This is a genomic window from Fibrobacter succinogenes (assembly GCF_902779965.1).
Lineage (GTDB): Bacteria > Fibrobacterota > Fibrobacteria > Fibrobacterales > Fibrobacteraceae > Fibrobacter > Fibrobacter succinogenes_F.
This window is the reverse complement of sequence record NZ_CACZDK010000010.1, coordinates 1-17,064: the sequence shown is the minus strand read 5'-3', so window position 1 is coordinate 17,064 and position 17,064 is coordinate 1. Positions and strand designations below refer to the sequence as shown.

Annotated in this window: 12 protein-coding genes and 1 pseudogene; 6 read left to right on the top strand and 7 right to left on the bottom strand. The window is 47.7% G+C overall.

The window, feature by feature from the left end; all coding sequences use genetic code 11:
* Positions 1–3 precede the first annotated feature (3 nt).
* From HUF13_RS06440 to HUF13_RS06415, 6 genes are all read right to left on the bottom strand, one after another.
* Positions 4–1,032, bottom strand: a complete 1,029-nt coding sequence (locus HUF13_RS06440; protein ID WP_173474359.1) for a hypothetical protein — start codon at positions 1,030–1,032, stop codon at positions 4–6.
* Between the two features lie 67 nt (positions 1,033–1,099).
* Complete coding sequence (locus HUF13_RS06435; protein ID WP_173474358.1) at positions 1,100–3,592, bottom strand: ABC transporter; 2,493 nt, start codon at positions 3,590–3,592, stop codon at positions 1,100–1,102.
* Between the two features lie 38 nt (positions 3,593–3,630).
* The gene (locus HUF13_RS06430) at positions 3,631–4,041 is read right to left on the bottom strand and encodes a hypothetical protein (protein WP_173474357.1); all 411 of its coding nucleotides are present in this window, start codon (positions 4,039–4,041) and stop codon (positions 3,631–3,633) included.
* A gap of 9 nt (positions 4,042–4,050) precedes the next feature.
* A complete protein-coding gene (locus HUF13_RS06425; RefSeq protein ID WP_173474356.1) occupies positions 4,051–4,488 on the bottom strand; it encodes a Panacea domain-containing protein in 438 nt (145 codons plus the stop codon).
* A gap of 380 nt (positions 4,489–4,868) precedes the next feature.
* On the bottom strand, positions 4,869–5,468 hold the full coding sequence (locus tag HUF13_RS06420) for a hypothetical protein (protein ID WP_173474355.1): 600 nt from the start codon (positions 5,466–5,468) through the stop codon (positions 4,869–4,871).
* Complete coding sequence (locus tag HUF13_RS06415) at positions 5,468–6,433, bottom strand: YihY/virulence factor BrkB family protein (RefSeq protein ID WP_173474354.1); 966 nt, start codon at positions 6,431–6,433, stop codon at positions 5,468–5,470. Before HUF13_RS06415 ends, HUF13_RS06420 begins: the two co-directional genes overlap by 1 nt.
* A gap of 278 nt (positions 6,434–6,711) precedes the next feature.
* On the opposite strand from HUF13_RS06415, the gene HUF13_RS06410 reads away from it, so the two are divergent.
* From HUF13_RS06410 to HUF13_RS06390, 5 genes are all read left to right on the top strand, one after another.
* Positions 6,712–9,339, top strand: coding sequence for a carbohydrate-binding protein (locus HUF13_RS06410; protein WP_173474353.1), 2,628 nt, complete (start codon positions 6,712–6,714; stop codon positions 9,337–9,339).
* A gap of 11 nt (positions 9,340–9,350) precedes the next feature.
* Positions 9,351–11,192: a GDSL-type esterase/lipase family protein gene (locus HUF13_RS06405; protein ID WP_173474352.1), complete on the top strand. Its 1,842-nt coding sequence runs from the start codon at positions 9,351–9,353 to the stop codon at positions 11,190–11,192.
* 130 nt (positions 11,193–11,322) lie between these two features.
* Positions 11,323–13,053 (top strand): GDSL-type esterase/lipase family protein, encoded by a 1,731-nt coding sequence (locus HUF13_RS06400; protein WP_304038892.1) that lies wholly within the window; start codon positions 11,323–11,325, stop codon positions 13,051–13,053.
* A gap of 165 nt (positions 13,054–13,218) precedes the next feature.
* Positions 13,219–14,184: a TIGR02147 family protein gene (locus HUF13_RS06395; protein WP_304038890.1), complete on the top strand. Its 966-nt coding sequence runs from the start codon at positions 13,219–13,221 to the stop codon at positions 14,182–14,184.
* Entirely contained in the window at positions 14,177–15,838 is a 1,662-nt protein-coding gene (locus HUF13_RS06390; RefSeq protein WP_173474350.1) for a right-handed parallel beta-helix repeat-containing protein, read from the top strand. Before HUF13_RS06395 ends, HUF13_RS06390 begins: the two co-directional genes overlap by 8 nt.
* A 54-nt stretch (positions 15,839–15,892) precedes the next feature.
* Here HUF13_RS06390 and HUF13_RS06385 read toward each other — a convergent pair whose 3' ends face one another.
* A complete protein-coding gene (locus tag HUF13_RS06385) occupies positions 15,893–16,546 on the bottom strand; it encodes a bifunctional 2-polyprenyl-6-hydroxyphenol methylase/3-demethylubiquinol 3-O-methyltransferase UbiG (RefSeq protein ID WP_109572260.1) in 654 nt (217 codons plus the stop codon).
* Positions 16,547–16,615: 69 nt separating this feature from the next.
* Here HUF13_RS06385 and HUF13_RS06380 point away from each other — a divergent pair.
* Positions 16,616–17,064: pseudogene (locus tag HUF13_RS06380) on the top strand (serine hydroxymethyltransferase); the annotation flags it as partial.

Sequence of the window (17,064 nt, the reverse complement as noted above, 5' to 3'; positions counted from 1 at the left end):
GTGCTATTCCTCTTTCATACATTCGTCAATTTGCTTTTGTATATATTCTGTGTTGGAATCGAGCTTTGCCTGATAACGCGGATTCACTATTGTGTCACCGTCGCAAATTTGTTTGGTGGCGATAGAACTGCGTAGTTCCAATGGCCAGATTTTGTTTAGACAGTTCTTTTTCGCTTTAAGCTCTTCTTCACTTAAGGTGCTTATGGTGCTATCTGTAAGGTCTGTTCTTGTTTTATTGAAAGTCTTTTGTATATCAAAAATGTTGGCAAAATTGTTTTTTGTGCAGAGGGGTGAAGGAACGGTTGAACTACTGGACGATTCACTGCTAGAACTGAGAAATTTTTCTTTGTATTCTTTCCATGAATATATGGTGTTGTCTTCTTGCATGTATTCGTCTGCAGGGAGAGTATTGTGTTCCACAATTGTAGGATTGTCATCGGGTATGTGTACGGAGTATTGGTTTCCATCTGAGCAATGGTAGGGGATCAACCATGTGTATCTGACGCAATAAGAAACGCCGTAAACGGGAGCATCTTCAAATTCATGTATTGCTTCTAATGAATCTTCAAGGGCGTTGAGTTCTTCTAGGGTTCTTGTCTTGTTGTTTTCCAAGAGGTCTTTAAGATCGGATACGATGGTCGATTTTTTTTTATAAGAGTTGTTCCCAGGTAAAAAACAATCGGGTTTGTGGTATCCCATTTGTTCTCCATAACACTTTACCGTTGTGTCGCTTGCGAGTTTGTGTGTAGGTGTTACGTTGAAACTGCTGGAAGATTGCGCGATAGAACTACTGGAAAGAGTTTGGGAACTGCTCAATGGTGTTTCGCTTGAGCTGCTTTCCTGAATTTCTGCACTGCTTGCAAGGTTGTTTACAGAACTGCTTGTTGTATTCTCGGCGGAGCTGCTGGATGGAGTTTCGTTTCCGTTGTTGTATGGAATGAATGGTGAATTTTCGCTGTCTCCGCCGCAACTAGCCCAAAATAGAGCTGTGGCCGAAAACAAAATCCTTTTCCAGTATTTGCGAATGTTCATAAATCCTCCTTGCAACGTCCTGTGCGGTACATCTAAAATATATTTTTTGAATTACAGAAAGATATTTTTATTTCCGTTTCAATTCCACAACGTAATCCGCTGCGTCAACAAAGTCTTGCGCGTGTTCGATGGCGATGATTGTGTGGCCTGCATTGCAGAGTCCGCGAATGAGGCCGAGCAATTGCTGGATGTCTTTTTGATGCAGCCCGCGGGCGGGTTCGTCAAAGAGGAACAATGTGTTTGGCGCTTTGGCGCGTGCGAGCGTAATGGAAAGGCGGAGTCGTGCGCGTTCGCCACCGGAGAGGTGCGCTGTCGTTTGTCCGAGTTTGAGGTAGTCGAGGCCTGTATCGACAAGCGGTTTGAGCTTTTCGGCGAATGGCTTCATGTTTGTGAATAGCTTGTATGCACTGCCGATTTCCATGTCCAAAATGTCGGCGATGGAAAGCGACTTGAAACGGATTTCCAAGACTTCATCGCGGAAGCGTTTACCGAGACAAACGGGGCATTCGGATTCTTCGTAGCCGAGCGGATCGTAGATGACTCCTTCGCCTTTGCAGTTCTCGCAGCGACCGCCGGGGGCGTGCGTCGTGAATTTAGATGCCGTGTAGCCGCGCACTTTGCTTTCGGGGAGATTCGCAAATAAGTCGCGCAATAGCGTGGTGAGACCGATGGCGCTCATGACGGTGCTGCGTTTGCTTCCGTGAAAATCTCCGGTCGTGAGAATGGAAAGGGCGTCGATACCTAGTTTTTTGAATTCTTCGGCTTTGGCGCGTTTGGCAATGTTTTCGAAAAGGAGTGTCGATTTTCCGCTGCCGCTTTGGCCCGTAATCACGCTGAATTTGTTGATGGGGAAGGCCGCGTTCACCGGCGCCATGTCGAACTTCGCAAAATTCTCAACGAGAATTGCTGCGTTTTCCTTGCCTTTGTGGATTGCCGTGTCGCTTTGCTCCTCGCAATGACATTTTGCATTTCTTCCGACTTCCGACTTCCGACTTCCTACTACTTTAATCCATTTCCCCGTGGGTGATTCTGGATTTTCAAGCACTTCGTCGCGAGAGCCTTGGAACAGAATCTCGCCGCCCTTTTCGCCTGCGCCAGGACCCATTTCAATGATGTAATCGGCTCGCTTGATGATTTGCGGATTGTGCTCAATGAGTACGAGCGTATTGCCGCGCTTGCGGATTTTCTCGAGCACTTTCCAGAGTGCGGCGACATCGCTGGCGTGGAGACCGCTGGCAGGTTCGTCAAGCGCAATCAAAAGCCCGTTCAAGTGCCCGGTGCTGAGGCTTGCGAGCTTGAGCCTTTGCAATTCGCCGCCCGAAAGCGTTTGCCCCGCGCGCCCTGGCGTGAGGTAGCCAATGCCCAAATCGTTAATTGCCTCGATGCGGTCGAGGAGCGAATTGAATGTCGCTTTTAAATTCTGCCCGATTTTGTTGTCGAAAATTTGGTGCAAAAGTTTCGGCAATTCCGTAAATTCAGTTGTGAGAATTTGCTTGTAACTCACGTCGTCAATGGTGGCGTTTAGATATGTTTTCTTGAGGCGGAATCCGTGGCAATGCGGGCATTCAGCGTTTTCGTCATCGTCGCTTTTTACATCGTTGTCGGCGCGGTTCTTTTGACGGTTCGCGTTCTCTTTTGTTGTCGCTTCCTGAACGATTCCGGTGCCTTCGCAGTATTCGCAAATACTGGTGCGGTTGTAAGGCGAAAATGCGCGGGCATCTAGGTTGGCGACGGTTTCGCTGGATATTTGCGATTGGTGCTGTTCATCGCCTGCGTTTGGGCAGCACGGCTTTGTGCTGTAGAACTTGCGTTCGCCAGCAATGTCAAGCGTGATTGCGGAATGCGTAAGTTTTAGCGTGCCGTCAACAGCTTCTGCGATTCGTGTGCGCGTGTTTTCGCGGACGATGATTCTATCAACGATGATGAAAAATTCTTTGGGAGTCAAGACTTTTTCGCCGGGGAGCAAGTCTGCAAGCGAATACATGGTGCCATCGGCTATCGCACGCGTAAAACCTTGTGCCAAAAACACTGCGGACAACTTATCCAAAGTCGTGCGACTTTTGCCCTGCGCATTCTCCTTGTCATTCCCCGTCTCGATTCTCGCCAAGAACTGTAGCTTTGTCCCAACGGACATTCCCGCAATTTCGCGAATAATCTCTTCGCGGCTCTGGCTTACCATCGGAGCTCCGCAAATCGGGCAGGCGGGCTTTGCGAACGCTGCAAACAATGTACGCAAGGCGTTGTCGCATTCGGCTATCGAAAGTGCAGTTGCTTTCGCAGGTGCCTCTCCTCGCGTGGCGGCAATCGCTAAACTTGCCGGGAGTCCTTCGGCGCTGTCAAGCGGAATGTTTCGCTTGCCTCCGAGCAAATCTGCCGCAAAGGGCGAGAGCGTTTCGAGGTAACGCCGCTTGCTTTCACCGTGGAGCGTGTCCATCACGAGCGTCGATTTTCCGCAACCTGACGGTCCGCACACAACCGTAATTTTCCCCAGTGGAAACTGAGCGTTGACATTCTTTAAATTATGGAGTCTGCAACCGCGAATCGAAATGTAATCAAGCATTGCTTAAAAGATAATTATTAAGAAAGGAGATGCTTTTATCAATGATTGCTAATATCGCCGAAGTTTGCTTCTATAAAGAAAATGTGGAATACTTGTTGTTCTTGTAATCCTACTAAAACGCGATTGTCCCCGCTTGAACGGAGAATATGCAAATCTTTTACGTCAGGTGTTAAACATTCAACTTTTGCGGTGTGTTTAATCTGCTCAACAGGCATTTTTTCCATGCCCCATTGATGTCGCCCAGAAGCACAGATTTCTTGCCAGCCTAATGTTGAATATTTTTTGAATCGTCCTAATAAATCTGTAAAAAATTTTGAGTTACAGCATCTGTTGTATGATTCTTCAACCAAATATTTGAAAGAAAAAAGAACGTTGTTGCTAGATACAGCTGTTCTAGAAACGCTTGCGACTCCTTGTATTGGCGGGATGATTTTGAATTTATGTGTCATTGATGTTGTTTAGGCGAGTCTTGTTAAAAAGAATCTTTTCATTGATTCTTGGCTGATAATATTTCCTTTGCCAGGAGAAACTGAATTCCATGGCGGCTCGCTGTGAGTCATTTCCACTAATTTTACAGCAGAATACTGGTTGTAAACATCAAAGACATTGTTGAACAATGTTGTTTCTTCTTCGCTTAGCTTGATGTCAATTTGGGCAGGGGGTTCTATTCCTTTTGCATCGTATTTTGCATATTTTTCATAGACTTCGGGAACTACGGGGCCAAACATCCATGCTTCGATATTTTCGTCAAATAAAGGGGTGTCAAATGCCGCCAAATGGAAGCCCTGTTCGTAATAAAGCATTTTCTGCAGCTTGAGATTGGACATCAATTCCTGATTTCCTTCTGCAGCTTTTGATAAAAGCAATTGAGCTATTTGTTCTGCCTTGTATGCCATTCATGAGCCTTTGCCTCTAAAAATAAGTTTTAAAAAATCCGATGTCAATGATTCGTGTTTTTCATGACATTTTGTTTTTTTGTGTACTAAATCTACAAACGGAAATCTCGAAAAACGGAAATACTCAAAATTTTGCAAACAGCTGTTGGCAAAATAAACGATTTTGCAATCAACCATTTGCTAAGCATCCTTTGCCTACAGTCATCCTGGGCGTAGCGACGGGATCCATAATTTTCAAAAAAAAAACAGCCCGTGCAGTTCACTTCTGCCGGGCGTTTCTAATTATATTAGATCCTTCGATTTCGTGCTTCGCACTTCACTGAGGATGACTGAGACTATCTTCCTACCGTCTACTGTCTACTTCCTACTGCGCCTCGCGCTTATTCCTTAAACGTGAATCTCAGTTCGCCGAACGGCGTGCGGAAATCCTTGTTCTTGAGGTTGTTTTCTTCGATGCCTGCAAACAGCCTGTAGCCGCCGCCAACAGAAACTTCAAGGAGTTTTGTGACGCGGAAGTTGAACTGTGCCGAAAAGTCCGAGATAAAGAATGCGTCATCAGACTTGAAACCGTCTTCGTCGCCCTTGTTCAAAAAGTTCACGCTGCCGCCACCGATGCTCACCGGGAGCGAAATAGAGAAAAGTCCGCTGCGGAAAACGACCGGTTCAGCGAAAATGCCGTAAGAATGGTAGTCGAGCATTTGCGGGTGGCGGACCTTCGGGTTTTTCACGTCGCTGAGGATGGTGGAAAAGTATGCGCCCAGGCTAATGTGCGGGTTCAACACGACACCGACGCGGAGGTTCATGAAAATGGTGCCGTCGCGAGCAATCAGGGAATTGCCGCCGCTGACGCCAAGGAGCGCGCTCCAATCAGAGGTTGCCACTTTACTTGGTTCGTAATCCTTGGAACCTTGGAGTTCTGCATGGGAACTTACGGCAAGAGTGAGTGCCATAAGGAGAGATGTCAAAAGTTTTGCTTTCATTATAGATCCTCCGGTTGACCTTCCCATCTCCAGCTCTTTGTGCTGACTGCTGGCCAGTGGCAAATCGTCCACACGAGACTGTTGCCGCACAAAATGATGGACCAAACGCCAAAAAGCAAGAAGAGGAATAGTGGAATAAAAGCTAGCGATCCGTAGAAAATGGACATACGCGTGACCATTGCCGTTTGGATGAGCATCAAAATCTTCACGTAAATGTTGATGGCGAGCCAAGAAATCATGGTCGAGAGCATCGATGCCAAGAACAGTTTTTTGCGGGTGTAAGGCTTGTGGCCTGCGGGGCGTGCCGGCAACAAGTAAAGCATAATGAAAATTACAAGCAGAACGGCGATATGGAATGCCGAATACCAGAATGCGGTAATAAGCGCTTTGATGACTTCTGGCGAAAAATGGAACCCGTCGACAATAATAACCGAGAGCACGTTTTGCACGTGGTTTACGAACCCGGCGAACATGCCGACGACAATCGCGCCGATGAGCAAAAACGGTGTGTAGACTTTAATTTGGCGCACCAAAGTTCTCGAAGTCTTGTTTTCCCAGACCACGTTAAAATTGGTTTCGAGGCTTCCAAAGGCAAGAATGAACGTTACAAAAAGACCGCCGGCACCGATGAAGCCAAGTTTACGAATCGGAATGTGTTCCGCGTTTTCAACGATATCCATAATCTGCTCGGTTGGCCAGTCCAAATTGAGCATGTCAATCACGATGGGGAGGTAGTCCGAAATGAAATTACCGAACCCGACCGCAAGTGTAATGGAGGTGAGCATGATGAGGAGCGGGACGACTGCTACAAGCGTTGTATAGGTCAAGGACGCGGCACGGGTCATGCCGTGGTAATACAGGAACGACTTTCCTGTGACAACCATAATCTTTACAAAAGTCGGTGAACGGGCTGCGATGTTATCGAACAACCATTCCCACGAAAAATTTTTCCACCAATGCGGCATACTCGTCGTCAAATATAGTTAAAGGAATGACTTACGCGATTGTAATTGCCCAAAAAACGTCTTTTGTATGTTTGTTTCTGTCTAATAATCGTCATTTTTGGTCATAAAGTCGCGTGAAAAACGGCTTTTAAACTGTAGACAATTTTTTTATGAAGACTGTGGACATGGCTGTTTAGAACAGTTAATACTGAAACATTAATATAACAAACAATGTGGACTTTTTTATAGATATTAGATTATATTAAGAGTAATATGAACCTATAATTAGGAAAGTTGCTATGGGATGTAATCGAAATTTTAGGACGTTTTTTGCCAGTTCTTTGCTTGCTGCAGGGCTGGCTGTTCCTGTATTTGCTGCGCCGCGTCAGATGGAAAACTTGACTCGTGGACTTGTCGCGTCAAATGTGGGCAATGGCATGCTTGTGAGCTGGCGCTTGCTCGGTACGGATGGCCCGGCTACGGAATTTAATCTTTATCGCGATGGTACGAAAATTGCCTCTATTGGAAAGACGGGTGGCACGAACTTCCTCGATAAAGATGGAAAATCAACTTCCAAGTACACGATTGCTGCTGTTGTTGATGGCAAGGAACAGGCTAAGGTCGCTCAGTCGCTCGTCTTGGACAAGACGGTTTCGAACAGCGGAAAATCGTTCCCGTATAAGACGATTAAACTAGAAGTTCCGGCTGCGCAGACAATGCCGGATGGCGAAAAGTGCACTTACACTCCGAACGATATGAGCACAGCCGACCTCGATGGTGACGGCGAATATGAATTGATTTTGAAGTGGGATCCGAGCAATGCTCACGATAACTCGCAAACGGGTTACACGGGCACTGTGTTCATTGATGCTTATAAGCTCGATGGCAAGCGCTTGTGGCGCATTGACCTCGGCAAGAATATTCGCGCCGGTGCGCACTACACGCAGTTCCAGGTATTTGACTACGATGGCGACGGCAAGGCCGAAATGATTGTGAAAACCGCCGACGGAACGATTGACGGAACAGGCAAGGTGATTGGTGACAAGTCTGCGGATTATCGCGATGGTAACGGAATTATCCTCAAGGGGCCTGAATATCTAACGGTGTTCCGTGGCACTGATGGTGCTGCTATTACGACAATCGAATATACACCCAGCCGAAATATCTTGAGCCATTCTTCTCCGCAGGCTAAAGGCAAGTGGGGGGACAACTACGGCAACCGCTGCGAACGCTACTTGGCGGCGACGGGTTATCTGGATGGCGTACATCCGAGTGCTATTTTCGTCCGTGGCTACTACAGCTCGGCTTACGTGGCTGCGTACGATTTTGACGGCAAGGATTTGAAGTTGCGCTGGCTTCACAAGTCCGAAGATCCAGGCAAGGGTCTTTACGAACAGGGTAACCACAGTCTTCAGGCGGCTGACCTCGATGGAGACGGTTATGATGAAGTGTTTTTCGGTGCTGCAGCCTTGAATCACGATGGCACCCTGCGTTACCGCACTGGCCTTGGTCATGGCGATGCCCACCATATTGCCGATATGGATCCGGACCGTCCGGGTCTTGAATCCTGGGACGTGCACGAACACAAGGATGCCAAATATACCGATGAACTCCGTGCAAACGACGGTACGATTATCTGGGGGACGCCACAGCCGAACCCTGGCGTAGATAACGGACGCGGCATGGCTGCTGACGTAGATTCTACCCATCGCGGTTACGAAATGTGGTCTGCGAAGGGCGGTGGAATGTTTACCGTAAAGCACGAAAGAATCGGTTCTCCGGCTGTTTCGCAGAACTTCCGCATTTATTTTGACGGTGACCTGCAGGATGAACTCTTGGATGGAGCCTACGTGACCAAGTTCAATTCTAAGGATATCAAGGCTGAAGTTTACTTTGATGGCCCTGCCGCGCTTGGCGTGACGGGCTGCAACGGCTCCAAGAATACCCCGAGCCTCGTGGCCGATCTCTTCGGCGACTGGCGCGAAGAACTGGTGGTGCGTAGCGAAAAGGATCCGACCACGATATACATTGTCTCTACTCCGGTGACATCTCCGTATCGCCTTTATACGCTGATGCACGATGCCACCTACCGCACGGCAGTCGCTTCCGAAAATACAGCTTACAACCAGCCACCGCATCCGGGATACTTCTTGCCCGATATGGCGAAATCTCTCAAGCAGCCGGATATTTATGTGGTGGGCGAAGACCCTGCACCTGCCGACACAACTCCGGTGGTGAACAATGGTTTGTCCTTGCTCGATGCATCTACGCCGAAGGATGGTGTTGGCTGGACGCAAACCGAGAACGAGGGATTCCTCAAGAACGGTTACTTCAATTTTGATAACAATCTTTCTAGCTATGGCGTTTGGGAAATCTTCTCGAAGACCGAAGCGAAGACAACGCTTACAATCCGTTATGCTAATGGCGGAAATGCTGATCGTGGCATGGCTGTTAGCGTGAATGGCAAGTCGGCAGGTACGGTGAGTTTCCCGGCTACAGGTTGGACAACGTATAAAGAAGCGAAAATTGATGTGAAGTTGAAGGCTGGCGTGAATACGCTCAAGCTTACATCGATGACGAGCGATGGTGGCCCGAATGTCGATATGTTCACATTTGGCATCGATGGCGTAGAACTTTACGACGGAACTCAGGTTATCGATAAGCCTGTATCGATTGCCCCGCAGACATTTATGCCGAATGTCTATAATCCGGTGACGGGAATTCTCAAGACTCGTGAAGCCGGGCTTGCAGAAATTTACGCTTACGATATGACGGGTAAGCTTGTTAGCGGAATTTCCCGCAACGTAACTGCCGGAACGTCTAAGGTCATGTTTGATCGTGAAATGCTCCCGCGTGGTGCCTACATGATGGTCGTGAAGCTGAATGGCCGTGTAATCTTGAAGTCCATACATAACGCTTTGAAGTAAGGGGCTTGAAAATGGGAATGTTTAGCAAAGTTTGGCAAGGAGTTGTTACGGCTTCTATGTTGGCCGCACCGATTGCAATGGCTAAGGTCACTATTTATATGTGTGGTGACTCCACCATGCAAGATTGGGCCGAAGGTTATTACCCCAAGCAGGGACAGGGCCAGGATTTTCATTACTGGTTCGATGTGAACAAGGCTGTGGTGGTGAATCGTGGCCAGGGAGGCATGTCGCTTGGTGGCGGAGGCAAGGACAAGAAAGGTGGCACTGCTGTCGGCTACTACGACATGTTCTTCAAGAAGGGCTGTTCCAACGGCAACTGCATTGCGGATAAACTTCAAGCTGGCGATTATGTTGTTATCCAGTTCGGCATTAATGACGTGAACTACAGTACAGAAGATTTTTTCGCATCCAACATGAAAAAGATGGTGAGCGATGTGAGGGCGAAAGGCGCTTACCCGATTATCATGAGCCCGATTCGTCGTAAGTATTATGATTCTCCGACGCAGATTCATAACAGCTATCGTGGCTACCCGGCGCTGAACCAAAAGCTCTCCGAAGAACTCAACGTGCCGTTTATCGACATGAGCGAAATGGTGGCGAACTATATGATTTCTGTTGGAGAACGCTATGCGGAACAGTATGTCTTCAATTATGCAAGCAAGTCTGAATACAGCAACTTGGGAAGCGACCAGACAGACGCCGTGCATTTGCAGATGAACGGTGCGAATGCTTTTGGCCGTATTATCACGGAACAGATGCGTGCTCACAAGGACCCGATTGTGAAAAAGCTTGGCGACTACATGGCGCCCATGTACCAGGTGAGTGTCAAGGTGAGCCCGGAAGGCGCTGCCGAAGCGACTTCTATCAGCGCTTATTACCCGAAGGGGATGACCGTGATGCTCAAGACTATCCCGAAGAGCGGCAAGAAGTTCCTCGGCTGGTATGATGGCAAGGGCAACAAGGTTGGTGCTCCGAGCCGTTCCAATGTGAAGTCTCCGTACATCCATACATTTGTCATGGGTGATGCCGCAACGCAGTACACTGCTGTTTATGAGGGCGGTACTGCCCAGAAGTACGAAGGCGATGGCAAGGCGCTGACCGCATTCCCGACCACGACCCCGAAGAGCCTCGACGACGTGACGTTCGAACCGTTTACGCCGATTGATGGCCCGAAGGATACGACACTCAAGATCGATAAGGATATCAAGAAATATTTTGATGCCGCCAAGCCGGATGACGCTGGAATCGGTTGGACGCAAGAAGAATGGCCCGGTTTTACTGGCGAGGGCTACTACAATCTGGATAACACAAACTCTTCATTTGCTACTTACAATATGAAGTTCCCTGGTGCAGGTTACGTGACTCTTGCGGTTCGCTACGCAAATGGTGGCTCCACAGATCGCATGTTCAACGCTTATCTCGACCATGACTATTATTTGAATGCTCCACCGACAGGTGGCTGGGACAAGTGGGATACGGCTTATGTTGTTTTGGATGTCCCGCAGGGCGAAGCAAAACTCAAGTTCATGTCGCTCACGTCTGATGGTGCTCCGAACCTTGATGCATTTGGCTTTAGCTTGGAGGGCGTTTGCCGCGTGGGTGTAGATTGCCATACAACGAAATTGCAGGGTGTCAAAGCTGATGCCGGCGTAAAACTTCGCGGTGATTTGCTTTCGCTGACGGAGCGTGCCGAAGTAAGTGTATTCGATATGAGCGGTCGCATAGTGGTGCGTAAAACGGTGCAGGCCGGCGATGTTGATTTATCCTCTATCGTGCGTGCAAACGGGCTTTATCGAGTGATGGTCCGCCAAGGTAAAACGAATTACGCCACGACATGGGCGAAGGTGAAATAGAATTTAGAACTTAGAGCTTTGGTTCGGCAGGCTCACCAACCTTGTTGGGTCCCTGAGCTTGTCGAAGGGCCAACTAAGTTCTGCCAACTGCGGCGTAGCCGCCCAAATCTTAACTACTATGAAATCTGTATTGAAATTTCTTATTGCTGCTGCGGTGTTCACGGGTGTTGCCGTGAGTGATTCCACCAGTTTTTCGATTTATGTCGTTGGCGATTCGACTGTCCAAACCTACAAGGATAACGTTTATCCGCAAACGGGCTGGGGCCAGGTGCTTGGATATTTCTTCGATGCCTCCCGTGTGAAGGTCTTGAATTATGCAATTGGTGGCCGTAGTTCCAGAACGTTTATCGAAGAAGGCCGTTTAGATGAGGTCAAAGGCAAGCTCCAGAAGGGCGATTATTTATTCGTGCAGTTTGGCCATAACGACCGCGACTATTCAAAGGCCGCCCGCTATGTGGAACCGTCAAAGTTTTCTGGATTCATCCAGCAGTATGTAGATGCCGGCAAGGCGAAAGGCGCAAATGTCGTTCTCGTTTCGCCAATGAACTTGAACGGAAGCCGCAACGTGTTCTCGACGGGTAGCAACAACTACGATGCTCGCGGCATGATGCAGACTGTAGCGAAGAATAACAAGATTCCGTTTGTCGATTTGAACATGAAGTCGTACAACACGTATAACAATACGTACAAAGGTATGGGCGATTATGTAACCCGTTACCTTTATAAGAAGTTGGAAAAGGGCGAATATCCGAATTTCCCCGATGGCGTAAACGATGGTACGACGCATTTCCAGGAAATGGGATCGATGGGCCATGCACAGATGATTTGCGAAGAACTCGAAGAAAATCTCAAGTCCAACACGAACCTTTCTGCAGAAGCTAAGACGGCTCTCACGACGCTTGTTGCAAGCATCAAGAAACGCTATACCATCAAGGTCAAGACGAACCTCTCGAATTACAACGGCCTCATCACGCAGACGCAGTATTTCCCGGCGGGTTCGCCGATGACGCTTCGCGTAACGCCGAATGGCCAGACGTTTGAAAAGTGGGTCGATGACGATTGCAAAGAAATTTCCAACAAGATGATTTATTACGGGTTCAAGACGAAAGCTCGTGATATTACCTATACGGCCATGTTCAAGGGCGGTGCTGCTTGCACGCCGATTACGCATGGTTCTGAAGATGCTTACGAAGAAGGTCCCGGTAGCTCTAGCAGTTCTGGCAGTGAAGTGACCATCAAAGATCTCGAAGAAGACCTTTGCTCGCTTGACGCGGGGACGGATGCTTGGCCTTCTGTGATTGAAACGTACGAACCCGAAATTGCTGATGGTTTCTCGGAAGCAAATCATGAAGGCTATACTGGAAAGGGATTTTTCAATCTCGACAATTCTGCGTACAGCAAGGCGACCTACATGGTGACGTCTGACCAGTCTGCAGAACACGCTCGTGTGATGATTCGCTATGCATTTGCCGGCACCGCGAATCGTGATATGAAAATCACGATTGACAACGGCGTTTACGATGTCGCATTCCCGCCGACTGGGAGTTGGGATAAATGGGATACGGTCTATATTGATGAAGTGTGGGTTGATGCGCTTGACTTCAAGGTGATTTTGCAATCGGCAACATCTGATGGTGGCCCGAATGTGGACATGATTGCCTTTGACATGAAGGATGTGTATCGTACTGGTTGCAAAGCGGTTCGTCAAAAAACAGGCCCTGTTTCAATAGCTTCGAAAAAGCATGCGACAGCGCCGCGCAAGAATGGCTTTACGGTCAATGCTCTTGGCCGAAAAGTGCTAAATGCGAACGACCGCGAAGACCTGAAAAAGTTGCCCAAGGGTTATTATTTCCGCTATTAAAAACTGAAAAAACAAATTTTTCATTAAACATGTTTCGATGGAGGGGCGAAACTCATGTTTTTTACAACATAACGTGGACATTCAATTTGTGGAACTGTGGACAATAATGTATATTTACATTATCTAGAAACTGATTACTGTTTACCATTAACGGCCTGCTAAACAATGATTAATATTTTTGAATATCTGAATTATCGCGAATTTTTGAAAGACGCTTACGAGGAGCGCCATGCAAGCGATTGGCGTTTTAGCCATCGTTATATTGCTGAAAAAGCGGGATTTGATTCTTCGATGTTCAATAAAATATTGCAGGGCAAGCGCAATTTGACCGATAGAATGGTCGAAGTTTTTGCGAACATCTTTTGCGGTGACGAATGCGAAAAAATATATTTTGCCAATATGGTTTCTTTCAATCAGGCAAAAACGCATTCGGAAAGCCGCCAATTCTTGGAAAAGCTTGTGGCGTCCAAGGAATGCAAAGTTGAAAATTTAGCGCGTGACCAATTTGAATATTTTGATCATTGGTACCATGCCGTGGTCCGTGAATTGGTGACTTTTTACCCGTATGTGGGCGATGATGCCGCACTTGGACTCATGGTGCGTCCGCCGATTTCAGCAAGCCAGGTAAAGTCTTCGATTGCGCTTTTGAAACGCCTTTCGATGATTAAGAAAAACGAAATGACCGGTTTTTATGAGCAAACGCAGGGGCTTATTTCGAGTGGCTTTGAATCGTACAATACTGCGGTAAATGCTTATATCCAGCAGAATTTGGATGTGGCACAGACTGCAATGGATCGCTTTGATCGCAGTGAACGTAATCTTTCGACGCTGGCGTTTGGTTGCAATGAGGATACGTATAAAGAACTTGTTGAAATGGTTCGCCGTTTCCGTCGAGAAGTTTTAGCGAAAGTGGGGGCATGCCAAAAACCAAATCGCGTGTTCCAGTTGGGAATGCAATTGTTCCCGCTTTCGGACCCTTATCCACCACCGCAGAGACGTGGGCGTAAGCGCCGCATTCTCGGTGCCGAAATGCAGAATGTTTCACCGTGCGATTGCGATTGTGATGGCAGGGAAGTTCTTCAAGAAATGTCGAATACCGTTGTCGAAGAAAAGGAGTGTGAACATGATTAATAATTGGTTCTCTGTTGCACATTCCCGAATTTTACTTATTACGAGTATGTGCTCGTTGCTTTTTGTGGCTTGCGGCAATGAAAAAGTTGCTGGTGGCACCGAAGCGGAATCTACAATTGCTTTGTTTGTCCAGACGGCAGATGGATCGCCTGCGTCGGCAGCGCGTGTTCGAATTTTGCCGAATGATTATCTTTCTAGCGGCCCTGCGGAAAATGCTTGGAATGAAACCAATGAGGATGGGCGTGTTTCGTTCGAAGTGCGCAATGGTCGCTACACCATTGAAGTGCGTAATGTGAATAATTCTAAGGCTTCGGGCGCAGTACATTCCGTTGCTTTTGATGAAATTTCTGATTCTAAAGTGGATACCATAAAACTTGGTGAACTTTCGTCCATTGAGGGTTTTATGGTGTTTGGTGAATCAGCGCCTGTTGTTCGCGTTGCTGGTCTTGATCGTTATGTAGTTCCTGATAGTGCTGGACATTTTGTAATCGATTCTTTGCCGCAGGGAAGTTTCGATGTTCAAATAGGTGAACCGCAAGAAGTTTATTCGGTTATGGTCCAAACCGATACGGGTGATACTTTGTTTGTAGATGCTTCTGATACTTCTTCGACTATCAAGTTTTCCAAGTCTAAACAGTCGACCGCAAATAATAATCCCGAAAGCGAATGGAGTGCTCATGATGCATTGCTCAAGCAGCTTGAAGGGTATGCCGAGGGAACTTTAGGTGCTGCCGGTGCTACGGATAGCTCTGGAAAAATTAGGGAAGCCAAAGGCGAAATATGTGTGGTGACAACGACGGAAGATTATGTCATGTTCAAAGATTCGGTGAAGGCTGCGCCGGGATCGCTCCGTGAATGTGCTGAAAAGGAAGGCTCCGTTTGGATTTTGTTCGAGAATGATGGTACGTATAAATTACGGACTCCGTTGCGTGTAAAATCGAACAAGACGATTGATGGTCGTGATCGCGATGTTCGCATTGCGGGCATGGGCATTTTGACGGATGAATCATCGAACCTTATCTTTGAAAACTTGACCTTTACGGCGCCTACCATTACGGCTCAAGATACGACGAGCCGCCGTGCGCTCTCGATTCATTACATGTCGCATCATATTTGGATTGACCATTGCTTGTTCGAGGAATATCCGCTAGTTGAATTGGATATCAAGCGCAGCTCGCTTGCGGTTACGGTCTCGTGGAGCCGCTTTGAAAACGCTCAGTCCGGTATTTTGTTTGGGCTTGAACCGGAGATCTATGTGGATTCGCTACAGACGTTTACGCTCCATCATAATTACTTTACGAATCTGGATTCGCGAGGCGTTGTAGCTCGTTATGGAAAAATGCATGCATACGATAATTTCTTCGATGATGTGAAATATGCGGGTTTTGAATGCTCGGATTCCGCGTTGTGCTATATAGAGAGTAACGTTTTCAATAACGAAACTCCGGTTTTGGTTTATCGAGTTTTCAACGACGATGTAATGCCTGATGTGACGACGCAGGGCTATGTCTATATGCAAGACAACATGTTTGGTCGCGCTGGTGAAAATCTTTCGGGTGATGCTCTTGGCTTTAAACCGGATTACAAGGCTGTGGTCGAAAAGGCAGATGCTGATCTTGCCGCCCGAGTGAAAAAAGAAGCCGGTCCTCGATAAAAAAGGGACGCTCGCTATGGCGTCCCTACATCCAACTTCTTACTGTCTACTAACCTACATTCCCCAGTGGCGTTCGTTGGGCTTGAAGTCCTTGACCTTGATTAAAAAGCCGTATTGCAGCGGCAAGAAGTTGCTGTGGGCGAGGAGCCTCGGCATGAACTTGAGCTGCTTCCTAATGCCAATAGTTTGCTCGATTTCGAGACCGTTTTCTTTCGCGAAACGGCGGAAGCTCTTTTTGGTCCAGAACGTCTTGTGGTTGATGTCCAAAACGCCGTAGCAGCGTTCGCCCTGGTCCACGCGCACATAGCGGAAGTCGCGAAACACGAGAATCTGGAAAATCGTCTCGATGCTCAAAAAGTTCGGGAGTGAAATCAGGATGTGGCCTTCCGGATTCAGATGCTTCTTACAGAAGTTGATCATGTCTACCGGGTCGTTTACATGTTCCAGAACATCGCAAATGACGATGAGGTCGAACTTGCGGTCTTCGGTGTACTGCTCGTAAAAGACGTGGTGGTATTCGTTGAACCCGCCCGGAACCTTGTCCGCGGTCTGCATATCTTCGCGGTTTTCGGGCTCGATGGCGACCTTGTAGGCGTCTTTCGGGTAAAGAACGCAGTTTCTGCCGGATCCGGCTCCGATTTCTAGAACACTTTTAACATCGGGCGGAACGAGAATGGCAATATCACGGCGAACTTTATTTGGGTACATGGTCTATCCTTTTTGGGGTAATATACAAAATTTTACTATATTTGTGGCGCGAACTTTAAAGGAGCTATAATGCTTAAATCTACATTGCAACAGACCGATCCGGAAATCTATAACATTATTCAGAAGGAAGCCGAACGCCAGGAATACGGCATCGAACTTATCGCTTCTGAAAACTACACTTCCAAGGCAGTGATGGAAGCCATGGGTTCCGTCCTCACCAACAAGTACAGCGAAGGTTACGTTGGCAAGCGTTACTACGGTGGTAACGAAGTTATCGACGAAATGGAAGCTCTCGCTATCGATCGTTGCAAGAAGCTCTTTGGTTGCGACCACGTGAACATCCAGCCGCTTTCCGGTTCTCCGGCTAACGCTGCTGTTTACTTCGCCGTTCTCAAACCGGGTGACAAGGTCCTCGGCCTCAAGCTCGACCACGGTGGACACCTTTCTCACGGCCATCCGGTGAACTTCTCCGGTATGCTCTACAACTTCGTGCAGTACGAAGTCGATAAGGAAACTGG

Bases quoted from the DNA above. Each gene is read 5' to 3' on its own strand.
- HUF13_RS06440 (WP_173474359.1), bottom strand. From the start codon at position 1,032: ATGAACATTCGCAAATACTGGAAAAGGATTTTGTTTTCGGCCACAGCT.
- HUF13_RS06435 (WP_173474358.1), bottom strand. From the start codon at position 3,592: ATGCTTGATTACATTTCGATTCGCGGTTGCAGACTCCATAATTTAAAG.
- HUF13_RS06430 (WP_173474357.1), bottom strand. From the start codon at position 4,041: ATGACACATAAATTCAAAATCATCCCGCCAATACAAGGAGTCGCAAGC.
- HUF13_RS06425 (WP_173474356.1), bottom strand. From the start codon at position 4,488: ATGGCATACAAGGCAGAACAAATAGCTCAATTGCTTTTATCAAAAGCT.
- HUF13_RS06420 (WP_173474355.1), bottom strand. From the start codon at position 5,468: ATGAAAGCAAAACTTTTGACATCTCTCCTTATGGCACTCACTCTTGCC.
- HUF13_RS06415 (WP_173474354.1), bottom strand. From the start codon at position 6,433: ATGCCGCATTGGTGGAAAAATTTTTCGTGGGAATGGTTGTTCGATAAC.
- HUF13_RS06410 (WP_173474353.1), top strand. From the start codon at position 6,712: ATGGGATGTAATCGAAATTTTAGGACGTTTTTTGCCAGTTCTTTGCTT.
- HUF13_RS06405 (WP_173474352.1), top strand. From the start codon at position 9,351: ATGGGAATGTTTAGCAAAGTTTGGCAAGGAGTTGTTACGGCTTCTATG.
- HUF13_RS06395 (WP_304038890.1), top strand. From the start codon at position 13,219: ATGATTAATATTTTTGAATATCTGAATTATCGCGAATTTTTGAAAGAC.
- HUF13_RS06390 (WP_173474350.1), top strand. From the start codon at position 14,177: ATGATTAATAATTGGTTCTCTGTTGCACATTCCCGAATTTTACTTATT.
- HUF13_RS06385 (WP_109572260.1), bottom strand. From the start codon at position 16,546: ATGTACCCAAATAAAGTTCGCCGTGATATTGCCATTCTCGTTCCGCCC.